This is a genomic window from Mycolicibacterium canariasense (genome assembly GCF_002101555.1).
GTDB classification, from domain to species: Bacteria; Actinomycetota; Actinomycetes; order Mycobacteriales; family Mycobacteriaceae; genus Mycobacterium; species Mycobacterium canariasense.
In genome coordinates this window covers 252,425-267,749 of the sequence record NZ_LQOL01000052.1, presented here as the reverse complement: position 1 = coordinate 267,749, position 15,325 = coordinate 252,425, and the positions used below count along the sequence as shown (strand labels likewise).

General features: G+C 69.3%; 17 protein-coding genes. 4 read left to right on the top strand and 13 right to left on the bottom strand.

Features of this window, described 5'->3' with window-relative positions; all coding sequences use genetic code 11:
• Positions 1–8 precede the first annotated feature (8 nt).
• Both AWB94_RS17260 and AWB94_RS17255 read right to left on the bottom strand, forming a co-directional pair.
• Entirely contained in the window at positions 9–293 is a 285-nt protein-coding gene (locus tag AWB94_RS17260; RefSeq protein WP_062656370.1) for an acylphosphatase, read from the bottom strand.
• The gene (locus AWB94_RS17255; RefSeq protein WP_062656369.1) at positions 277–696 is read right to left on the bottom strand and encodes an OsmC family protein; all 420 of its coding nucleotides are present in this window, start codon (positions 694–696) and stop codon (positions 277–279) included. Before AWB94_RS17255 ends, AWB94_RS17260 begins: the two co-directional genes overlap by 17 nt.
• Positions 697–785: 89 nt before the next feature.
• Between AWB94_RS17255 and AWB94_RS17250 the strand changes: the two genes are divergently transcribed.
• A complete protein-coding gene (locus AWB94_RS17250) occupies positions 786–1,457 on the top strand; it encodes a nuclear transport factor 2 family protein (protein WP_131805262.1) in 672 nt (223 codons plus the stop codon).
• Here AWB94_RS17250 and mutM read toward each other — a convergent pair.
• From mutM to AWB94_RS17235, 3 genes are read right to left on the bottom strand one after another with little or no spacing between them, the layout of a single operon-like run.
• Positions 1,441–2,301 carry a bifunctional DNA-formamidopyrimidine glycosylase/DNA-(apurinic or apyrimidinic site) lyase gene (mutM, locus tag AWB94_RS17245; RefSeq protein ID WP_062656367.1) on the bottom strand — a complete coding sequence of 287 codons (861 nt, stop codon included), beginning with the start codon at positions 2,299–2,301 and terminating at the stop codon, positions 1,441–1,443. The genes AWB94_RS17250 and mutM overlap by 17 nt on opposite strands.
• The gene (gene rnc, locus AWB94_RS17240) at positions 2,294–2,986 is read right to left on the bottom strand and encodes a ribonuclease III (RefSeq protein ID WP_062656366.1); all 693 of its coding nucleotides are present in this window, start codon (positions 2,984–2,986) and stop codon (positions 2,294–2,296) included. The genes mutM and rnc overlap by 8 nt, the downstream gene beginning before the upstream one ends.
• Positions 2,983–3,540: a YceD family protein gene (locus tag AWB94_RS17235; RefSeq protein WP_062656365.1), complete on the bottom strand. Its 558-nt coding sequence runs from the start codon at positions 3,538–3,540 to the stop codon at positions 2,983–2,985. The genes rnc and AWB94_RS17235 overlap by 4 nt, the downstream gene beginning before the upstream one ends.
• Before the next feature lie 163 nt (positions 3,541–3,703).
• Between AWB94_RS17235 and AWB94_RS17230 the strand changes: the two genes are divergently transcribed.
• Positions 3,704–4,873, top strand: a complete 1,170-nt coding sequence (locus AWB94_RS17230) for an LLM class flavin-dependent oxidoreductase (protein ID WP_062656609.1) — start codon at positions 3,704–3,706, stop codon at positions 4,871–4,873.
• On the top strand, positions 4,870–6,087 hold the full coding sequence (locus AWB94_RS17225; RefSeq protein ID WP_062656364.1) for an SfnB family sulfur acquisition oxidoreductase: 1,218 nt from the start codon (positions 4,870–4,872) through the stop codon (positions 6,085–6,087). The genes AWB94_RS17230 and AWB94_RS17225 overlap by 4 nt, the downstream gene beginning before the upstream one ends.
• A 1-nt stretch (position 6,088) precedes the next feature.
• Here AWB94_RS17225 and sepIVA read toward each other — a convergent pair whose 3' ends face one another.
• From sepIVA to AWB94_RS17185, 8 genes are all read right to left on the bottom strand, one after another.
• Positions 6,089–6,826: a cell division protein SepIVA gene (gene sepIVA, locus AWB94_RS17220; RefSeq protein ID WP_024450410.1), complete on the bottom strand. Its 738-nt coding sequence runs from the start codon at positions 6,824–6,826 to the stop codon at positions 6,089–6,091.
• A 91-nt stretch (positions 6,827–6,917) separates the two neighbouring features.
• Entirely contained in the window at positions 6,918–7,484 is a 567-nt protein-coding gene (locus tag AWB94_RS17215; RefSeq protein ID WP_062656363.1) for a hemerythrin domain-containing protein, read from the bottom strand.
• 85 nt (positions 7,485–7,569) lie between these two features.
• Positions 7,570–8,046, bottom strand: coding sequence for a pantetheine-phosphate adenylyltransferase (gene coaD, locus AWB94_RS17210; RefSeq protein ID WP_062656362.1), 477 nt, complete (start codon positions 8,044–8,046; stop codon positions 7,570–7,572).
• Between the two features lie 11 nt (positions 8,047–8,057).
• Positions 8,058–8,606, bottom strand: coding sequence for a 16S rRNA (guanine(966)-N(2))-methyltransferase RsmD (gene rsmD, locus AWB94_RS17205; RefSeq protein ID WP_084395121.1), 549 nt, complete (start codon positions 8,604–8,606; stop codon positions 8,058–8,060).
• Positions 8,603–11,995, bottom strand: a complete 3,393-nt coding sequence (locus AWB94_RS17200; protein WP_062656360.1) for a pyruvate carboxylase — start codon at positions 11,993–11,995, stop codon at positions 8,603–8,605. Before AWB94_RS17200 ends, rsmD begins: the two co-directional genes overlap by 4 nt.
• A gap of 36 nt (positions 11,996–12,031) precedes the next feature.
• Positions 12,032–12,631, bottom strand: coding sequence for a vitamin K epoxide reductase family protein (locus AWB94_RS17195; protein ID WP_062656608.1), 600 nt, complete (start codon positions 12,629–12,631; stop codon positions 12,032–12,034).
• Between the two features lie 29 nt (positions 12,632–12,660).
• On the bottom strand, positions 12,661–13,392 hold the full coding sequence (locus AWB94_RS17190) for a DsbA family protein (protein ID WP_062656359.1): 732 nt from the start codon (positions 13,390–13,392) through the stop codon (positions 12,661–12,663).
• A gap of 9 nt (positions 13,393–13,401) precedes the next feature.
• Positions 13,402–14,484 (bottom strand): alpha/beta hydrolase, encoded by a 1,083-nt coding sequence (locus tag AWB94_RS17185; RefSeq protein ID WP_084395102.1) that lies wholly within the window; start codon positions 14,482–14,484, stop codon positions 13,402–13,404.
• Here AWB94_RS17185 and AWB94_RS17180 point away from each other — a divergent pair.
• Entirely contained in the window at positions 14,483–15,322 is an 840-nt protein-coding gene (locus AWB94_RS17180) for an aldo/keto reductase (protein ID WP_062656358.1), read from the top strand. The genes AWB94_RS17185 and AWB94_RS17180 overlap by 2 nt on opposite strands.
• The last annotated feature ends 3 nt before the right edge of the window (positions 15,323–15,325 follow it).

The window sequence follows — 15,325 nt, the reverse complement described above, 5'->3', positions numbered from 1 at the left end:
CGCGGGCGTTAACGCTCGGTGAAGCCCGGGATCTGCTCACCCGCGTCGGCCCAGTCCGCCACCACGGTGTCCACCGAGCCCGGCGTGTCACCGCCGCGCAGCAGCTCCAGCAGCCGCTCGCACGCAGCCCGCGGGCCCTGGGCGACCACGTACACCCGGCCGTCGGGCCGGTTGGAGGCGAACCCGGTCAGGCCCAGTTCGAGGGCCCGCGAGCGGGTCCACCACCGGAAGCCGACGCCCTGCACATGCCCGTGCACCCAGGCGTTCAGGCGGACATCAGGCTCGGCGCTCATGGGTGTCGATCTCGAACTTCACCTCGGTGCCCGATTTCAGCGTGCGGCCCACCGTGCACACCTGGTCGATGGCCCGCTCCACCACCACCAGCAGCCGCTTCACCTCGTCCTCGGACAACCCGGACAGGTCGACCTCCAGCTTCTCCGACAGCAGCGGGTAGCGCTCCTGCTCCCGGTCGGCGGGACCGGACACCCGGATGGTGGCGGCGTAGTCGTCGCCGAGCCGGCGGCGCAGCGGCTGGTCGCTGCTCATCCCGCTGCACGCGGCCAGCGCGATCTTCAGCAGCTCGCCGGGGGTGAACACACCCTCGACGTCCTCGGATCCGACCAGCACCTCGGCGCCGCGGGAGCTGCGACCGGTGTAGCGGCGCACCCCGGTGCGCTCGACCCACAGTTCTGTCATGACGTCATTCCTACTCCCTACGTGCGGTTCCGCGCTGCCGGCCCTGCCCCGCGTTAGGGTGAAGTGCAACACCTCCAGGAGCAAACACCGTGACGTACCAGCCGCCCTCCCAGCCTGGACAGCAGCCGGATCCCTACGGACCCCAGGGCCCGTGGGATCCGCAGCAGCCGCCGGCCGCCGTGCCGTACCCCGCCTACCCGCCGTACGGCACCCCGCCGCAAGGCGGCTACGGCGTCCCACCGCAAGGCGGCTACGGCACCCCACCGCAAGGCGGCTACCCGTACCCGTACCCCTACCCGGCGCCGCCGCGACCCGCCGGCAACCGCGGCTGGCTCATCGGCGGCGGTATCGCTGCGGTGCTGATGATCGCCGTCCTGGTGGTCGGCGGGGTGCTGTTGCTGCGCTCGGGCGGGACGTCGCAAGCCTCCAAGGACGAACGCGAGATCAAGCAACTGGTCCAGGATTTCAACGCGGCGGGCAGCTCGGGCAAGTTCACCGACCTGGCGCAGTACTTCTGCAAGGCCGAGGCCGGGATGTTCGGCGCGCTCGGTCAGCTCGGCGAAATCCTGCAGGGCATCGAGATTCCCAGCAGCAGCGCCCCCAACACCGAGGTGACCGCCACCGACATCAAGGTGAAGGGCGACGTGGCCTCGGCCCACATGAACGCCGGCGGCCCCTTCGACACCGCCTACTTCCGCAAGGAGTCCGGTCAGTGGAAGGTGTGCATGTCCGCGGCCGCCGAATTCAACAAGCAGCAGTAGCCGACCGCCGCACCCGCGGCGGCGGCTGGCATTTCGGGCAGTAGAACGACGAGCGGTTCATGAACTTCTCCCGCCGCATCACCGCACCGCAGCGGCGACACGGCAGGTCCACGCGGCCGTAGGCGTCCAGTGAGCGGTCGAAGTATCCGGACTCGCCGTTGACGTTGACATACAGCGAGTCGAACGAGGTACCGCCCTGAGCCAGTGCCGCCGTCATCACCTCGGCGGCCGCGTCCAGCACCTCGGCCAACTGCTTGCGCGGCAGGCCCGACGCCAGCCGCCCGCCGTACACCCGGGCCCGCCACAGCGCCTCGTCGGCGTAGATGTTGCCGATCCCGGACACCACCGTCTGATCCAGCAGCTGGCGCTTGATCTCGGAGTGCTTGCGGCGCAACACCGTCACCACCCCGTCGCGGTCGAAGGCCGGGTCCAGCGGGTCACGCGCGATATGGGCCACCGGCAGCGGAACCTCACCGGCCATCTCGGTCACCATCCACCCCCCGAACGTGCGCTGGTCGACGAAGCTCAGCTCGGTGCCGTCGTCGAGGATCGCGGCGATCCGCAGGTGTCCGGGATTCGGTATCGGCCCGAGCAGCATCTGCCCGCTCATCCCCAGGTGCACCACCACGGCATCGCCACCGTCCAGCGTCAGCCACAGGTACTTGCCGCGCCGACCGGTGCCGACGATGCGGCTGCCGCGCAGGCGCGCCTCCAGATCGGCCTGGCCGGGCTCGTGCCGCCGGGCCGCCCGCGGATGCAGCACCTGGATCTCGGCGATGCGGTGGCCGACGATGTGGGCGTCCAGGCCGCGCCGCACCACCTCGACCTCGGGCAGTTCAGGCATCCTTGAGTGCATTCCAGGCCGACGCCGCGGCCTTGAGCTCCGCTTCCTTCTTGGTGCGCCCCACACCCCTGCCGTACTGCGTGCCGGCGACCACGACGACGGCGGTGAACTCCTTGTCGTGATCGGGGCCCTCGGACGTGACGCCGTACGACGGGGCGCCCAGCCCGCGGGCCACGGTGAGTTCCTGCAGGCTGCTCTTCCAGTCCAGCCCGGCGCCGAGTGTGGGCGCGGTGTCCAGCAGGTCGGCGAACAACCGCAGGATGACCTCCCGGGCCACCACGTTGCCGTGCTCGATATAGATTGCGCCCAAAAGGGATTCCACACCGTCGGCCAGGATGCTGGACTTGTCGGCACCACCCGAGCCTTCCTCGCCCTTGCCCAGCAACAGGTACGCGCCCAACCCCCGATCACCGAGCCCACGGCCGACGTCGGCCAGCGCCTGGGTGTTGACGATGCTGGCGCGCAGCTTGGCCAGATCACCCTCGGCCCGGTCCGGGTGGCGGTGGTAGAGCTCCTCGGTGATGGTCAGGCCGAGCACCGCATCACCCAAGAATTCCAGGCGCTCATTGGTGGGCAGGCCACCGTTCTCGTAGGAGTAGCTGCGGTGGGTCAGCGCCACGGTGAGCAGGTCGTCGGAAAGGCTGACACCGAGCGAGTCGAGCAGCGGAAGGCGATCGACGGTCACGCCTCGGCTCCGGGGCCGCCCAGATCCTCCTTGAGGCCGGCCAGCTTCGCCCAGCGCGGATCGATCTTGTCGTGCCCATGTCCCGGCTCCGCCGATGCGAGTGGGACGCCGCAGTCGGGGCACAATCCGGGGCAGTCGGGGCGGCAGAGCGGGGTGAACGGCAGCGCCAGCCCGACCGCGTCGACGATCGGTTGCTCCATGTCGACCTGGTCGTCGATCACGCGGCCGAACTCGTCGGCCTCGGTGGTCTCTTCGGTGGCGCTGCCGGGATAGGCGTACAGCTCGGTGACGTCGATGCTCACATCCCCGGTGATCGGTTCCAGGCAGCGCACGCATTCACCGGCGGTGGGCGCCGAGACGGTGCCGGTCACCAGCGCGCCCTCGGACACCGATTGGATCTGCAGATCCAGCTCCACCGGTGCGCCTTGCTCGATCCGGATGAGGTCGAGTCCGATGCGCGACGGCGCGGGGACCGTCTCGTGCACGGTGATCATCGACCCGGGCCGGCGCCCCAACCGCGAGATGTCGATGACGAGCGGATTCGAACGGGCCATATCGTCGATCCTACTTCGGCCCCAACAGCCGCCGACCGGGACGCAAACTCGATCACCGAGATTTTTATTCTGCGGGTGCGCCGTGGCCGGTGAGGTCGGTCGCGTCCGGCACCCGGCAGCGGACGTGGCGTTTTCCGGTGCCGCGGGCGCCGATACTCGACGCGTGACTGTGAAGCTGCACTGGTTCCTGCCCACCTACGGCGACAGCCGCCTGATCGTCGGCGGTGGCCACGGCACACCGGCCGGCGCGGCCGGCGGTGACCGCGAGGCCACCATCGACTACCTCGCCTCGATCGTGCGCAGCGCCGAGCGCTTCGGTTTCACCGGTGCCCTGATCCCCACCGGCGCCTGGTGCGAGGACGCGTTCGTCACCGCGGCGCTGTTGGCACGGGAGACCACCTCATTGGCGTTCCTGGTGGCCTTCCGCCCCGGTCTGGTCAGCCCCACCCTGTCGGCGCAGATGGCCGCCACCTTCGCCAGGCACGCGCCGGGCCGCATCCTGCTCAATGTGGTCGTCGGCGGCGAGGCGCACGAGCAGCGCGCCTTCGGCGACCATCTGGACAAGGACGCGCGCTACGCGCGCTGCGACGAGTTCCTCGACGTGGTGCGCCGGCTGTGGGCCGGCGAAACCGTCACCCACAAGGGTGAATACCTCGACGTCGAGGAAGCCGCGCTGGCCGTGCCGCCGAACCCGGTGCCGCCGTTGTACTTCGGCGGCAGTTCGAAGGCGGCCGGCCCGGTGGCCGCGCGGCATTCGGACGTGTACCTCACCTGGGGTGAGCCGCCGGCCGCGGTGCGGGAGAAGATCGCATGGATCCGCGCGCTCGGCGCCGAGCAGGGGCGCACACTGCGTTTCGGGATCCGGCTGCACACCATCTCGCGTGACACCTCCGAAGAAGCGTGGGCGCAGGCCGACAAGCTGGTGGCCGCGCTCGACGAGGGCACCGTGCGCAAGGCGCAGGAGGGGCTGGCCCGCAGCCAGTCCGAGGGCCAGAAACGCATGTTGGCGTTGCACGAGGCCAACCGCGCCGACGGCACCTGGAGCGATGCCCGCAGCCTGGAGATCGCGCCGAACCTGTGGTCCGGGGTGGGTCTGGTCCGCGGCGGCGCGGGCACGGCGCTGGTCGGCAGCCACGCCGAGGTGGCCGACCGGATCGCCGAATACGCCGAGATCGGTATCGACGAGTTCATCTTCTCCGGCTACCCGCACCTGGAGGAGTTGTTCTGGTTCGGTGAGGGCGTGGTGCCGATCCTGCGGCAGCGCGGCCTGTTTAACGCCGGTGCAGATGAGGCGCCCAGCGTGTCGATCCCGTTCGTGGGTTCGGCGCGGTGACATCGCTCGTCCCGGCCGCGCGTATCGCCGACGCCGACCAGGCGCTGGCCGTCGCGGCCGAGCTGGCCGAGGAGTTCGCCGCCGGTGCCGCGGCCCGTGACGCCGGCCGCGAGCTGCCGCACGATCCGGTGCGGTCCCTCAAAGAGGCTGGGCTGCTTGCCTTGTCGGTCCCCGTCGAGCACGGCGGTATCGATGCGCCGGCCTCGGTGATCGCCGAGGTGTTCCGGCTGCTCGCGCACGCCGACGCCTCGCTGGCCCAGATCCCGCACTCGCATTACACCTTCCTGGAGGCGGTCCGGCTGCAGGGCACCCCGGACCAGCGGGAGTTCTTCTACGAGAAAGTGCTCGGCGGAGCGCTTTTCGCCAACGCGCAATCCGAGCGCTCCGGTCGTATCGACGTCGACAGCACGGTCCTGCTGCCCGCCGGTGACGATCGGTACCGGTTGTCGGGACGCAAGTACTATTGCACCGGTGCGCTTTTCGCCGACTGGGTCATCGTGCGGGCCTCACTTCCGGAGGATCCGGCGCAGACTCCCACGTCGTCCACGCCGAAGGCCCTGGCCTTCGTGGCGGCGGGAACCCCGGGCCTGACCGTCGTGGACGACTGGGACGGTATGGGCCAGCGCACCACCGCCTCGGGCACGGTGACGCTCGACGAGGTGCCGGTACCGGCCGCCCACGTCGTACCGTTCACGCCGGTCTTCGCGCAGCCCACCGTGTACGGCGCCCGGGCCCAGTTGTTCCACACCGCCCTGGATGCCGGGATCGCCACCGCCGCGCTGGCCGAAGGGGTGCGGCAGGCGGCGCAGGCGCGGGCCCATTTCGAGGCCGAACAGCCGGCGGCGGTGGATGATCCGACGCTGATCCAGGTCGCCGGGAATCTGACGGTGACGGTCCGCGGGGCGCTGGCCCTGCTGGCCGAGGCCGGCCGGGCCGTGGACCGCGCCACCGCACACCTGGACGCGGACAGCGCGGCCGAGGCGTCGATCGCGGTGGCGGTCGCGAAGGTGGCGGCGACCCGGGCGTCGTTGGAGGCGTCGAGCACCCTGTTCGAACTGGGCGGCACCCGTAGCGCCGCCGGTTCGGCGAACCTGTCGCGGTACTGGCGCGATGCCCGCACCCATACCCTGCACGACCCGACCCGGTGGAAGGTGCAGCACATCGGCCGCTACACGCTGTCGGGGACGAAACCGCCCCGGCACGGCCAGCTTTGAGCTACCGCGTCGCGTAGTCGTGCGTGCCCGCGGCGGTCCGCAACTGGTGGCGGCCGCGGCTCACCGAGCGCAGCGTGCCGTTGAGGTAGTCCTCGAACTCGGCGAGCTTGCTGTCGACGTAGATATCGCATTCGCCGCGCAGGCGGTCGGCCTCGGCGTGCGCGGAGTCGACCAGCCGGGTGGCCTCGGCGGTGGCGGTCTGCACGATCTCGGTCTGCGACACCAGCCGCTGCTGTTCCTTGATGCCCTCTTGCACGGCCTTCTCGTAGGAGATGTTGCCGTTCTCGATGAGCCGGTCGGCCTCGGTCTTGGCGCGGCTGGTGCTGGCTTCGTATTCGCGCTTGGCCGCGGCGGCGATGCGGGCGGCCTCGTCGCGGGCCTCGGTCACCATCCGGTCGGCGTGCGCGCGCGCTTCGGCGACCATCCGGTCGGCCTGCGACTTGGCCTCGGCCATCATCCGGTCGGCCTCGCTGCGGGCGTGGTTGAGCAGCGAGTCGGCCTCGGCGTTGGCGGAGGCGACCGTGGAATCGGCGTGCTCACGCGCCTCGTTGAGCATGGCGTCCCTGGCGTCGAGGACGTCCTGGGCGTCGTCGAGTTCGCCGGGAATGGCGTCCTTGATGTCGTCGAGCAATTCCAGGACGTCGCCACGGGGGACCATGCAACCGGCCGTCATCGGCACGCCGCGTGCTTCCTCCACGATCGCACTGAGTTCGTCAAGCGCCTCAAACACTCGGTACACGGCAACACCCTCCAGGCGTAGTTGTTAGTGACCAGTGTGCCTGGTGTTACGCCTGTGACTGGAGTTTTGTTACGGTGTGTCGCGTCGCCGACTATCGCATCGCCGCCGCCAGGGCGTCCCTGGCCCGGTCCAGCATCGAGGCGAACGGGCCCACGACGTAGTTCAGCACCGGTGACTCGACGCCGGGATGCGGCCGCGTCGGTGCGATGGCCTGGGCTGCCTGCACCGCTTTGGCCATCCGGCCCAGATCCTCGGCGCTCAGCTGGCGCTGCAGCCGGCTGAACTCCTCGGTCTCCTCGCGCTCGGCGTGCTTGATCACGTCCGCACGGAACAGCGTCAGCTCCTCGAGGAACTCGTCGGAGGCCATGTCCATGCCTTCCAGCTTGGACAGCTGCTCCTTCGCGTCGTGCTCCTCCTCGAGCCGGGCGTCGACGATCGCGTCGCCACCGGTGACCTCACGGCGCGCCCGCGGATGCACCACCATCTCCTCGGCGGTCTCGTGCACGGCCAGCAGTTGGCGCAGGTCGGTGAAGGCGCGCTCCCTGGCGTCGGGCGCGGAGGCGGACAGCACCTCCTCGAACAGATCCTTGATCAAGTTGTGCTGGTCCTTGAGGAACCGCACGACATCGTCGGTGGACTGGACAAATGTTTCGACCACGGGTGTTACCTCCGTACACGGTCAGGTTCGGCTGGGGACGCGGTGGGCTGTGCGTCATCCCAGGCTTACCCGCCGCTGCCCGGGTTCAACCGTGCAGCTTGGCCCGCAATCGCGCGTTGACCGGCTCCGGCAGCAGATCGCTGACATCGCCACCGAGCCCGGCGATCTCCTTGGCCAGCGACGACGACACGAAGGAGTAGCGCGGTGTGGTGGCCACGAAGAAGGTGTCCACCCCGGCGACATGCTTGTTCATCTGCGCCATCTGCAGCTCGTACTCGAAATCGGTGCCGGTGCGCAGACCCTTGACGATGGCGGTCAGGCCCCGCTGCTTGACGAAGTCGACCACCAGGCCGGTGCCGGATTCCACCCGCAGGTTCGGCAGGTGTGTGGTGGACTCGCGGATCAGCTCGATGCGTTCCTCGGCATCGAACATGCCTTTCTTGTTGGGGTTCACCAGGACCGCCACCACCACCTCGTCGAACTGGGCCGAGGCCCGCTCGAAGATGTCGATATGGCCGAGGGTGACCGGGTCGAAGGATCCGGGGCAGACGGCGCCGCTCATGGTGGGTGACGTTACGCGATGCCGAACTCCAGCCGGGTGTCGCCATAGCGCCGCTCGTCGACCCGTTCCCAACCGTCGGGCCAGCGCAGCGGCGGACCGCCCGCGGCGCGTTCGACGACGGCCAGCGCGCCCGGCGCCACCCAGTCGTTGCGCAGCAACGCGGCAAGCTGCGCCTCGACCTCGGCGGCGGGCACGTCGTACGGCGGGTCGGCGAATACCAGATCCACCCGCCGGGCGGGGGCACCGGCGAGCACCTTGGCCACCGGTGCGCAGCGCACCGTGCCGGGGGCCTTCAGCGCGGCGATGTTGGCGGTGATCACGGCCGCTGCCCTGCGGTCGGATTCGACGAACACCGCGCCGGTCGCACCGCGGGACAGCGCCTCCAGTCCGAGTGCACCCGACCCGGCATACAGGTCGAGCACCGTGGCCCCGTCGAAATCCATCCGCGCGGCCAGCACGTTGAACAGCGATTCGCGGACCCGATCGGTGGTGGGCCGGGTGCCCTTGACGGGCACCGTGATTCGGCGCCCGCCGTAGGCCCCCGCGACGATCCGGGTCAGGTTAGAACCACCAGCAGGTCGCCGCCCTCGACCTGGGCGGTGGCGTTGACGGCGACGCGGGCGACGGTGCCGGCCTTGGGTGCGGTGATCGCCGCCTCCATCTTCATGGCCTCGATCGTCGCGATGGTCTGGCCCGCCTCGACGGTGTCCCCGGCGCTCACCCCGACGGTGACCACACCGGCGAACGGCGCCGCCACGTGATCCGGGTTGGCCTTGTCGGCCTTCTCGGCGGCGGGCATGTCGGTGGCGATGTTGCGGTCGCGCACCAGCACCGGGCGCAACTGCCCGTTGAGGATGCACAGCACCGTGCGCATGCCGCGTTCGTCGGCCTCGGAGATGGCCTCCAACCCGATCAGCAGCTGCACGCCGCGTTCCAGTTCGACGCGGTGTTCCTCACCCTGGCGCAGCCCGTAGAAGAACTGATTGGCACTCAGCGAGGACGTGTCACCGTATTCCTCCCGGTGCGCCTCGAATTCCCTGGTGGGGCCGGGGAACAGCAACCTGTTGAGGGTGGCCTGGCGTTTCGGGCCTGGCGCGGCCAGCAGCGCCTCGTCCTCGAGCGACAGCGGCGTCTCCGCCCTGGCTTCACCGCGGCCCTGTAGCGCCTTGGAACGCAACGGTTCCGGCCAGCCTCCCGGCGGGTCGCCGAGCTCCCCGCGCAGGAATCCGATGACACTGTCGGGGATGTCGAACCGGTCCGGGTCGGCGGCGAACTCGGTGGCGGTGGCACCCGCACCCACCAGCGACAGCGCCAGGTCGCCGACCACCTTCGACGACGGGGTGACCTTGACCAGCCGGCCCAGCACCCGATCGGCACCGGCGTAGGCGTTCTCGATCTCCTCGAACCGGTCGCCCAACCCCAGCGCGATGGCCTGCTGACGCAGATTGCTCAGCTGTCCGCCCGGGATCTCGTGGTGATACACCCGTCCCGTCGGCCCGGGCAGGCCCGACTCGAACGGCGCGTACACCTTGCGCAGCGCCTCCCAGTACGGTTCCAGCTCACACACCGCCCCGAGATCCAGACCGGTGTCGAATTCGGTGTGCGCGGTGGCGGCCACGATGGCCGACAGCGCCGGCTGACTGGTGGTGCCCGCCAACGGCGCGGCCGCCCCGTCCACCGCCGACGCACCCGCCGTCCACGCCGCCAGGTAGGTGGCCAACTGGCCGCCCGGGGTGTCATGGGTGTGCACGTGCACCGGCAGATCGAACCGGCTGCGCAGCGCGCCCACCAGTTTGGTGGCGGCCTGCGGGCGCAGCAGCCCGGCCATGTCCTTGATGGCCAGCACGTGCGCCCCGGCGTCGACGATCTGCTCGGCCAGCCGCAGGTAGTAATCGAGGGTGTAGAGATCCTCACCCGGGTCCGAGAGGTCACCCGTGTAGGACATCGCCACCTCGGCGACGGCGACGCCGGTCGCGCGCACCGCGTCGATGGCCGGGCGCATCGAGTCGACGTTGTTGAGCGCGTCGAAGATCCGGAAGATGTCGATTCCGGTCGCGGTGGCCTCTTCGACGAACGCCGTGGTCACCAGTTCCGGATACGGCGTGTAGCCGACGGTGTTACGGCCCCGCAGCAGCATCTGCAGACAGATGTTCGGCATCGCCTCGCGCAGCGCGGCCAACCGCTCCCACGGGTCCTCTTTCAGGAAGCGCAGCGCCACATCATAAGTCGCGCCGCCCCAGCACTCCACCGACAGCAACTGCGGGGTCATGCGCGCCACATACGGCGCCACCCGCAACAGTCCGGACGAACGCACCCGGGTGGCCAGCAGCGACTGATGGGCATCCCGGAACGTCGTGTCGGTGACGCCCAAAGCCGGGCTGTCGCGCAGCCAGTCGGCGAAACCCGTGGGGCCCAGTTCGACCAGCTTCTGCTTGGACCCGTCCGGCGGGCGCACCGACAGGTCGATATCGGGCAGTTTGTCCTGCGGGTACACCGTCGACCGGCGCTCCCCGTGCGGCTTGTTGACGGTGACATCGGCCAGGTAGTTCAGGATCTTGGTGCCGCGATCGGCGGGCGTGTGGGCGGTCAGCAGCTGCGGGCGGTCGTCGATGAACGACGTCGTCACCCGGCCGGCCCGGAAATCGGGATCGTCGAGCACCGCCTGCAGAAACGGGATGTTCGTCGAGACGCCGCGGATCCGGAACTCGGCAAGCGCCCGCCGGGCCCGCGTCACCGCGATGCCGAAATCCCTTCCACGACAAGTCAATTTGACCAGCATCGAGTCGAAATGCGCGGAGATCTCGGCGCCGGTGTGGGTGCCGCCGTCCAGCCGGATACCCGCGCCGCCCGGGGACCGGTAACCGGTGATACGGCCGGTGTCGGGACGGAACCCGTTGGCCGGGTCCTCGGTGGTGATCCGGCACTGCATGGCCGCACCGCGGATCGCGATGCTGTCCTGGCTCAGCCCGAGGTCGTCGAGCGTCTGGCCCGCCGCGATGCGCAGCTGCGAGGACACCAGGTCCACATCGGTGATTTCCTCGGTCACCGTGTGCTCCACCTGGATTCGCGGATTGCACTCGATGAACACGTGACGGCCCCGCTCGTCGAGCAGGAATTCGACGGTGCCCGCGCAGGTGTAGTCGATCTGCCGGGCAAAGGCCACCGCGTCGGCACAGATCTTCTCCCGCACCGCCGGATCCAGATTCGGTGCCGGGGCCAGCTCGATGACCTTCTGATGGCGGCGCTGCACACTGCAATCGCGCTCGAACAGGTGCATGACGTTGCCGGCACCGTCGGCCAGGATCTGCACCTCGATATGCCGCGGGTTGATCACCGCCTGCTCGAGGTAGACGCGCCCGTCGCCGAACGCCGACTCGGCCTCCCGGGACGCGGCCTCGACCGCCTCGGCCAGTGCGCCCGGCTCGGCCACCCGCCGCATGCCGCGGCCACCACCACCGGAGACCGCCTTGACGAACAGCGGAAACTCCATCGCCCCGGGGCCTTCTGTCGCGGCCACCAGATCGGCCACCGACGACGACGGCTCAGACGACGCCAGCACCGGCAGCCCGGCCGACTTGGCCGCCGCGATCGCGCGCGCCTTGTTGCCGGTCAGCTCGAGCACGTCGGCGCTGGGGCCGACGAACGTGATCCCCTCCCGCACGCAGGCCGAGGCCAGCTCCGGGTTCTCCGACAGGAAGCCGTAGCCGGGGTACACGGCGTCGGCGCCGGCGTGCTTGGCCACCCGGATGATCTCGTCCACCGACAGGTACGCCCGGACCGGATGACCCTCCACCCCGATCTGGTAGGACTCGTCGGCCTTGAGCCGGTGCAGCGAATTACGGTCCTCGAAGGGGTACACCGCCACGGTGGCGATGCCGAGCTCGGTCGCCGCGCGAAACGCACGGATCGCGATCTCACCGCGGTTGGCTACCAAGAGTTTGGAAATCACGAGGTGAACCCTAACTTTCTCGCCGTAACCCCGGTGTTACAAAAGGGTTGACCAATAATTCCAGAACCTCACCAGGATCATCAACACCAGTGAGGTGAACCAGAGCACCACCAGCGACCACCGCCACTGGTAGAGCAGCCGGGCCGGACCGGTGGCGGTCTCCCCGCGCCCGGCGATGGACGCCGCCACCACGAACAGCGGGATGGTCACCGACCAGACGACCATGCAGTACGGGCACAACGCACCGATCCGGTACAGGCTCTGGAAGATCAGCCAGTGGACGAACACCACGCCCAGCCCGCTGCCGATCGTCAACCCGGTCCAGTACCAGCGGGGCAGGCGCACCTTGGCCACCGCGAGCACCCCGGTCACCACCACGACGCTGAACGCGCCGATACCGATGAGCGGGTTGGGAAATCCGAACACCGAGGCCTGCGGGGTGATCATCACCGATCCGCAGGACAACACCGGGTTGATGCTGCAGGACGGCACGTAGGCCGGATTGATCAGGATCTCGATCTTCTCGATCGTCAGCGTCAGCGCCGCCGCCAATCCGACGATGCCGGCGATGAGCACCCACCAGGCGCTGGCCGGGCGCACCCCGGTGTCGGACGCCTCGCCGCCGGGCTCCTCGATGTCGGCGGCGTCCGCCGCGGGTGCTGCGGTCACGACATCCCCGGCACGTCGCCGACGATCTCCTTGACCTTGGCGACCAGCGCATCGGGCGTGCTGAACTGGTAGTCCTCACCGTTGATACGGACGGTCGGGGTGGAATTGATCTTCGTGGCCTGCGCCAGCCCCTGCACCAGGTCGACGTACTTGCCCTTGTTGATGCAGTCGGGCACCTTGCCGGCCGCCCCCGCCTGGCGCGCGGTCTCGATGATCTGCTCGTTGGTCGGGAAGGTCGTCGCCGTCTCGTTGGGCTGCTGCGCGTACATCGCGGCGTGGAAGCGGCGGAACGCGTCGATCGATTCGTCGGCGACGCAGTAGGCGGCACCGCCGGCCCGGGACGGGTAGTTCTGATTACTCGGCGCGTCCAGGATCGCGACCATGTAGTAGTCCGCGGCCACCGCACCGCTGTCGATGAGCTTGCTCACCGTGGGGCCGAACTGCTTCTCGAACGCGCCGCAGTGCGGGCACAGGAAGTCCTCGTACATGGACAGCACGACCTTGGGGTCGGACGTGCCCTCCTTGGTGATGAGCTTGCTCGAGGTCACCCGGATGGACTTGGCCTCACCGGCCGGCGGCTTCTTGTCACCGGACATCACGATGTAGAGGACCAGCGCCACGGCGAACACGACGACCACGGAGGTCAATCCGATCTGGATGAGCAGATTGCGCTTGCGGTCGGCGGCCTTGAGGTCGTAGCTGGCCTGCTTCTTGGGTTTGTTCGCCACGGATGCAGCCTACCGGCTCAGATGGGCCCGCAGCGCCGAGGTCAGATCGGCGATCGCCGCCTCGCTGCCACCTCCGAGCGGGAAGAAATTCGCGAAAGCGTGCACCAGCGAGCCGTACTCACGCCAGTCGACGGGCACCCCGGCCGCCGCGAGGGCCTGCGCGTACGCCCGGCCCTCGTCGCGCAGCGGGTCGAACCCGCCGGTGGCCACCAACGCCGGCGACAGCCCGGACAGGTCGGTGGCCAGCAGTGGTGCCACCCGCGGATCGGAGCCCTCGACGGCCGCACCCCCCAAGTAGTGGCCGTGAAACCAGTCCATATCGGCCCTCCTCAGGAAGTACCCCTCGGCGAACAGCGTCTTGGACACCGTCGTGCTCCCGAAATCGGTGACCGGGTAGAGCAGGAACTGCAGTACCGGCAGCCGCACCCCGTCGGCCCGGGCGGATTGGGTGACCACCGCGGCCAGGTTGCCGCCGGCACTGTCGCCACCGACGGCCACCTTGTCGGGATCGGCGCCGAGCTCGGCCGCGTGCTCCAGAGCCCAGCGGTAGGCCGCGTCGGCGTCCTCGGCCGCCGCGGGCGCCTTGTGTTCGGGCGCCAGCCGGTAGTCGACACTGAGGACGTGCACGCCGGCGTCGCGGCTGATCCGCCGGCACAACGCGTCGTGGCTGTCCAGGCCGCCGAGGACGAAGCCGCCGCCGTGATAGAAGACCAGCAGCGGGGCACCGTCGGCCGCGCGGTAATGCCGCACCGGGATGGCCCCGGCCGGTCCGGCGATGGTGAAATCGCGGGCCGCGACCACGACCGGTGAGCGGAACGCCTTTCCGGCCCGGTTCAGCTGAGTACGCGCGACGGCTACCTCCGAACTGGCGACCAGCCCGGAGACCTTGGACAACCGCTGCGCGGTGAGCATCAGCTGCAGCGACGTGTCGAGGGTGTTGCCGTCGACGGTGACGGTGCGGCGCCCGAGCAGCAGCCGTTTGAGCGGATCCGGGATTCTCGCCATCACCGGTATCCCGATACGCCCCATGGCAGCGGCGGTGAACAGCCTGACCCGCCCCGGATTGCGACGTGCTGGCAGACTCTGCGTCATGACTTCCCCTACCCAACCCAGGATTGCGCTCAACGACGGCAACTCGATCCCCACCGTCGGTCTGGGAGTCTGGCAGACGCCTCCGGAGGAGACGCAGCGCGCCGTCGAAGCGGCGCTGGCGACGGGCTACCGCCACATCGACACCGCCGCCGTGTACGGCAACGAGACCGAGGTCGGTCACGCCCTCAGATCGTCCGGCGTGGCGCGCGACGAGGTGTTCGTGGTCACCAAGCTGTGGAACGCCGATCAGGGCTACGACAAGGCGCTGGCGGCGTTCGACACCAGCGCCGAACGGCTCGGGGTCGACTATGTCGACCTCTATCTCATCCATTGGCCGGTGCCGGAGGCGAATCTGTTCGTGGATTCCTTCAAGGCGCTGGCCCACCTGCGCGAGCAGGGCCGGGTCCGGTCGATCGGCGTGAGCAACTTCGCGCCCGAGCATCTGCGCACCCTCGTCGACGCCACCGGGATCGTCCCGGCGGTCAACCAGATCGAACTGCACCCGCGGTTGCCCCAGCAGGAGCTGCGCGACCTGCACGCCGAACTGGGCATCGCCACCGAGGCGTGGAGCCCCCTGGGCCAGGGCGGGTTGCTGTCCGATCCCGTGGTCACCGCGATCGCCGGAACGCACGGCAAAACACCCGCCCAGGTACTGATCAGATGGCACATCCAACTGGGTAATATCGTCATCCCGAAGTCGGTGAACCCGGACCGGATCGCGAGTAATTTCGACGTGTTCGATTTCGAACTCGGAGACCAGGACATCGCATCCATCGCCACGCTCGACAACGGGACGCGGCTGGGTCCCGATCCACGCACGTTCAATTTCACAGGGTAGGTG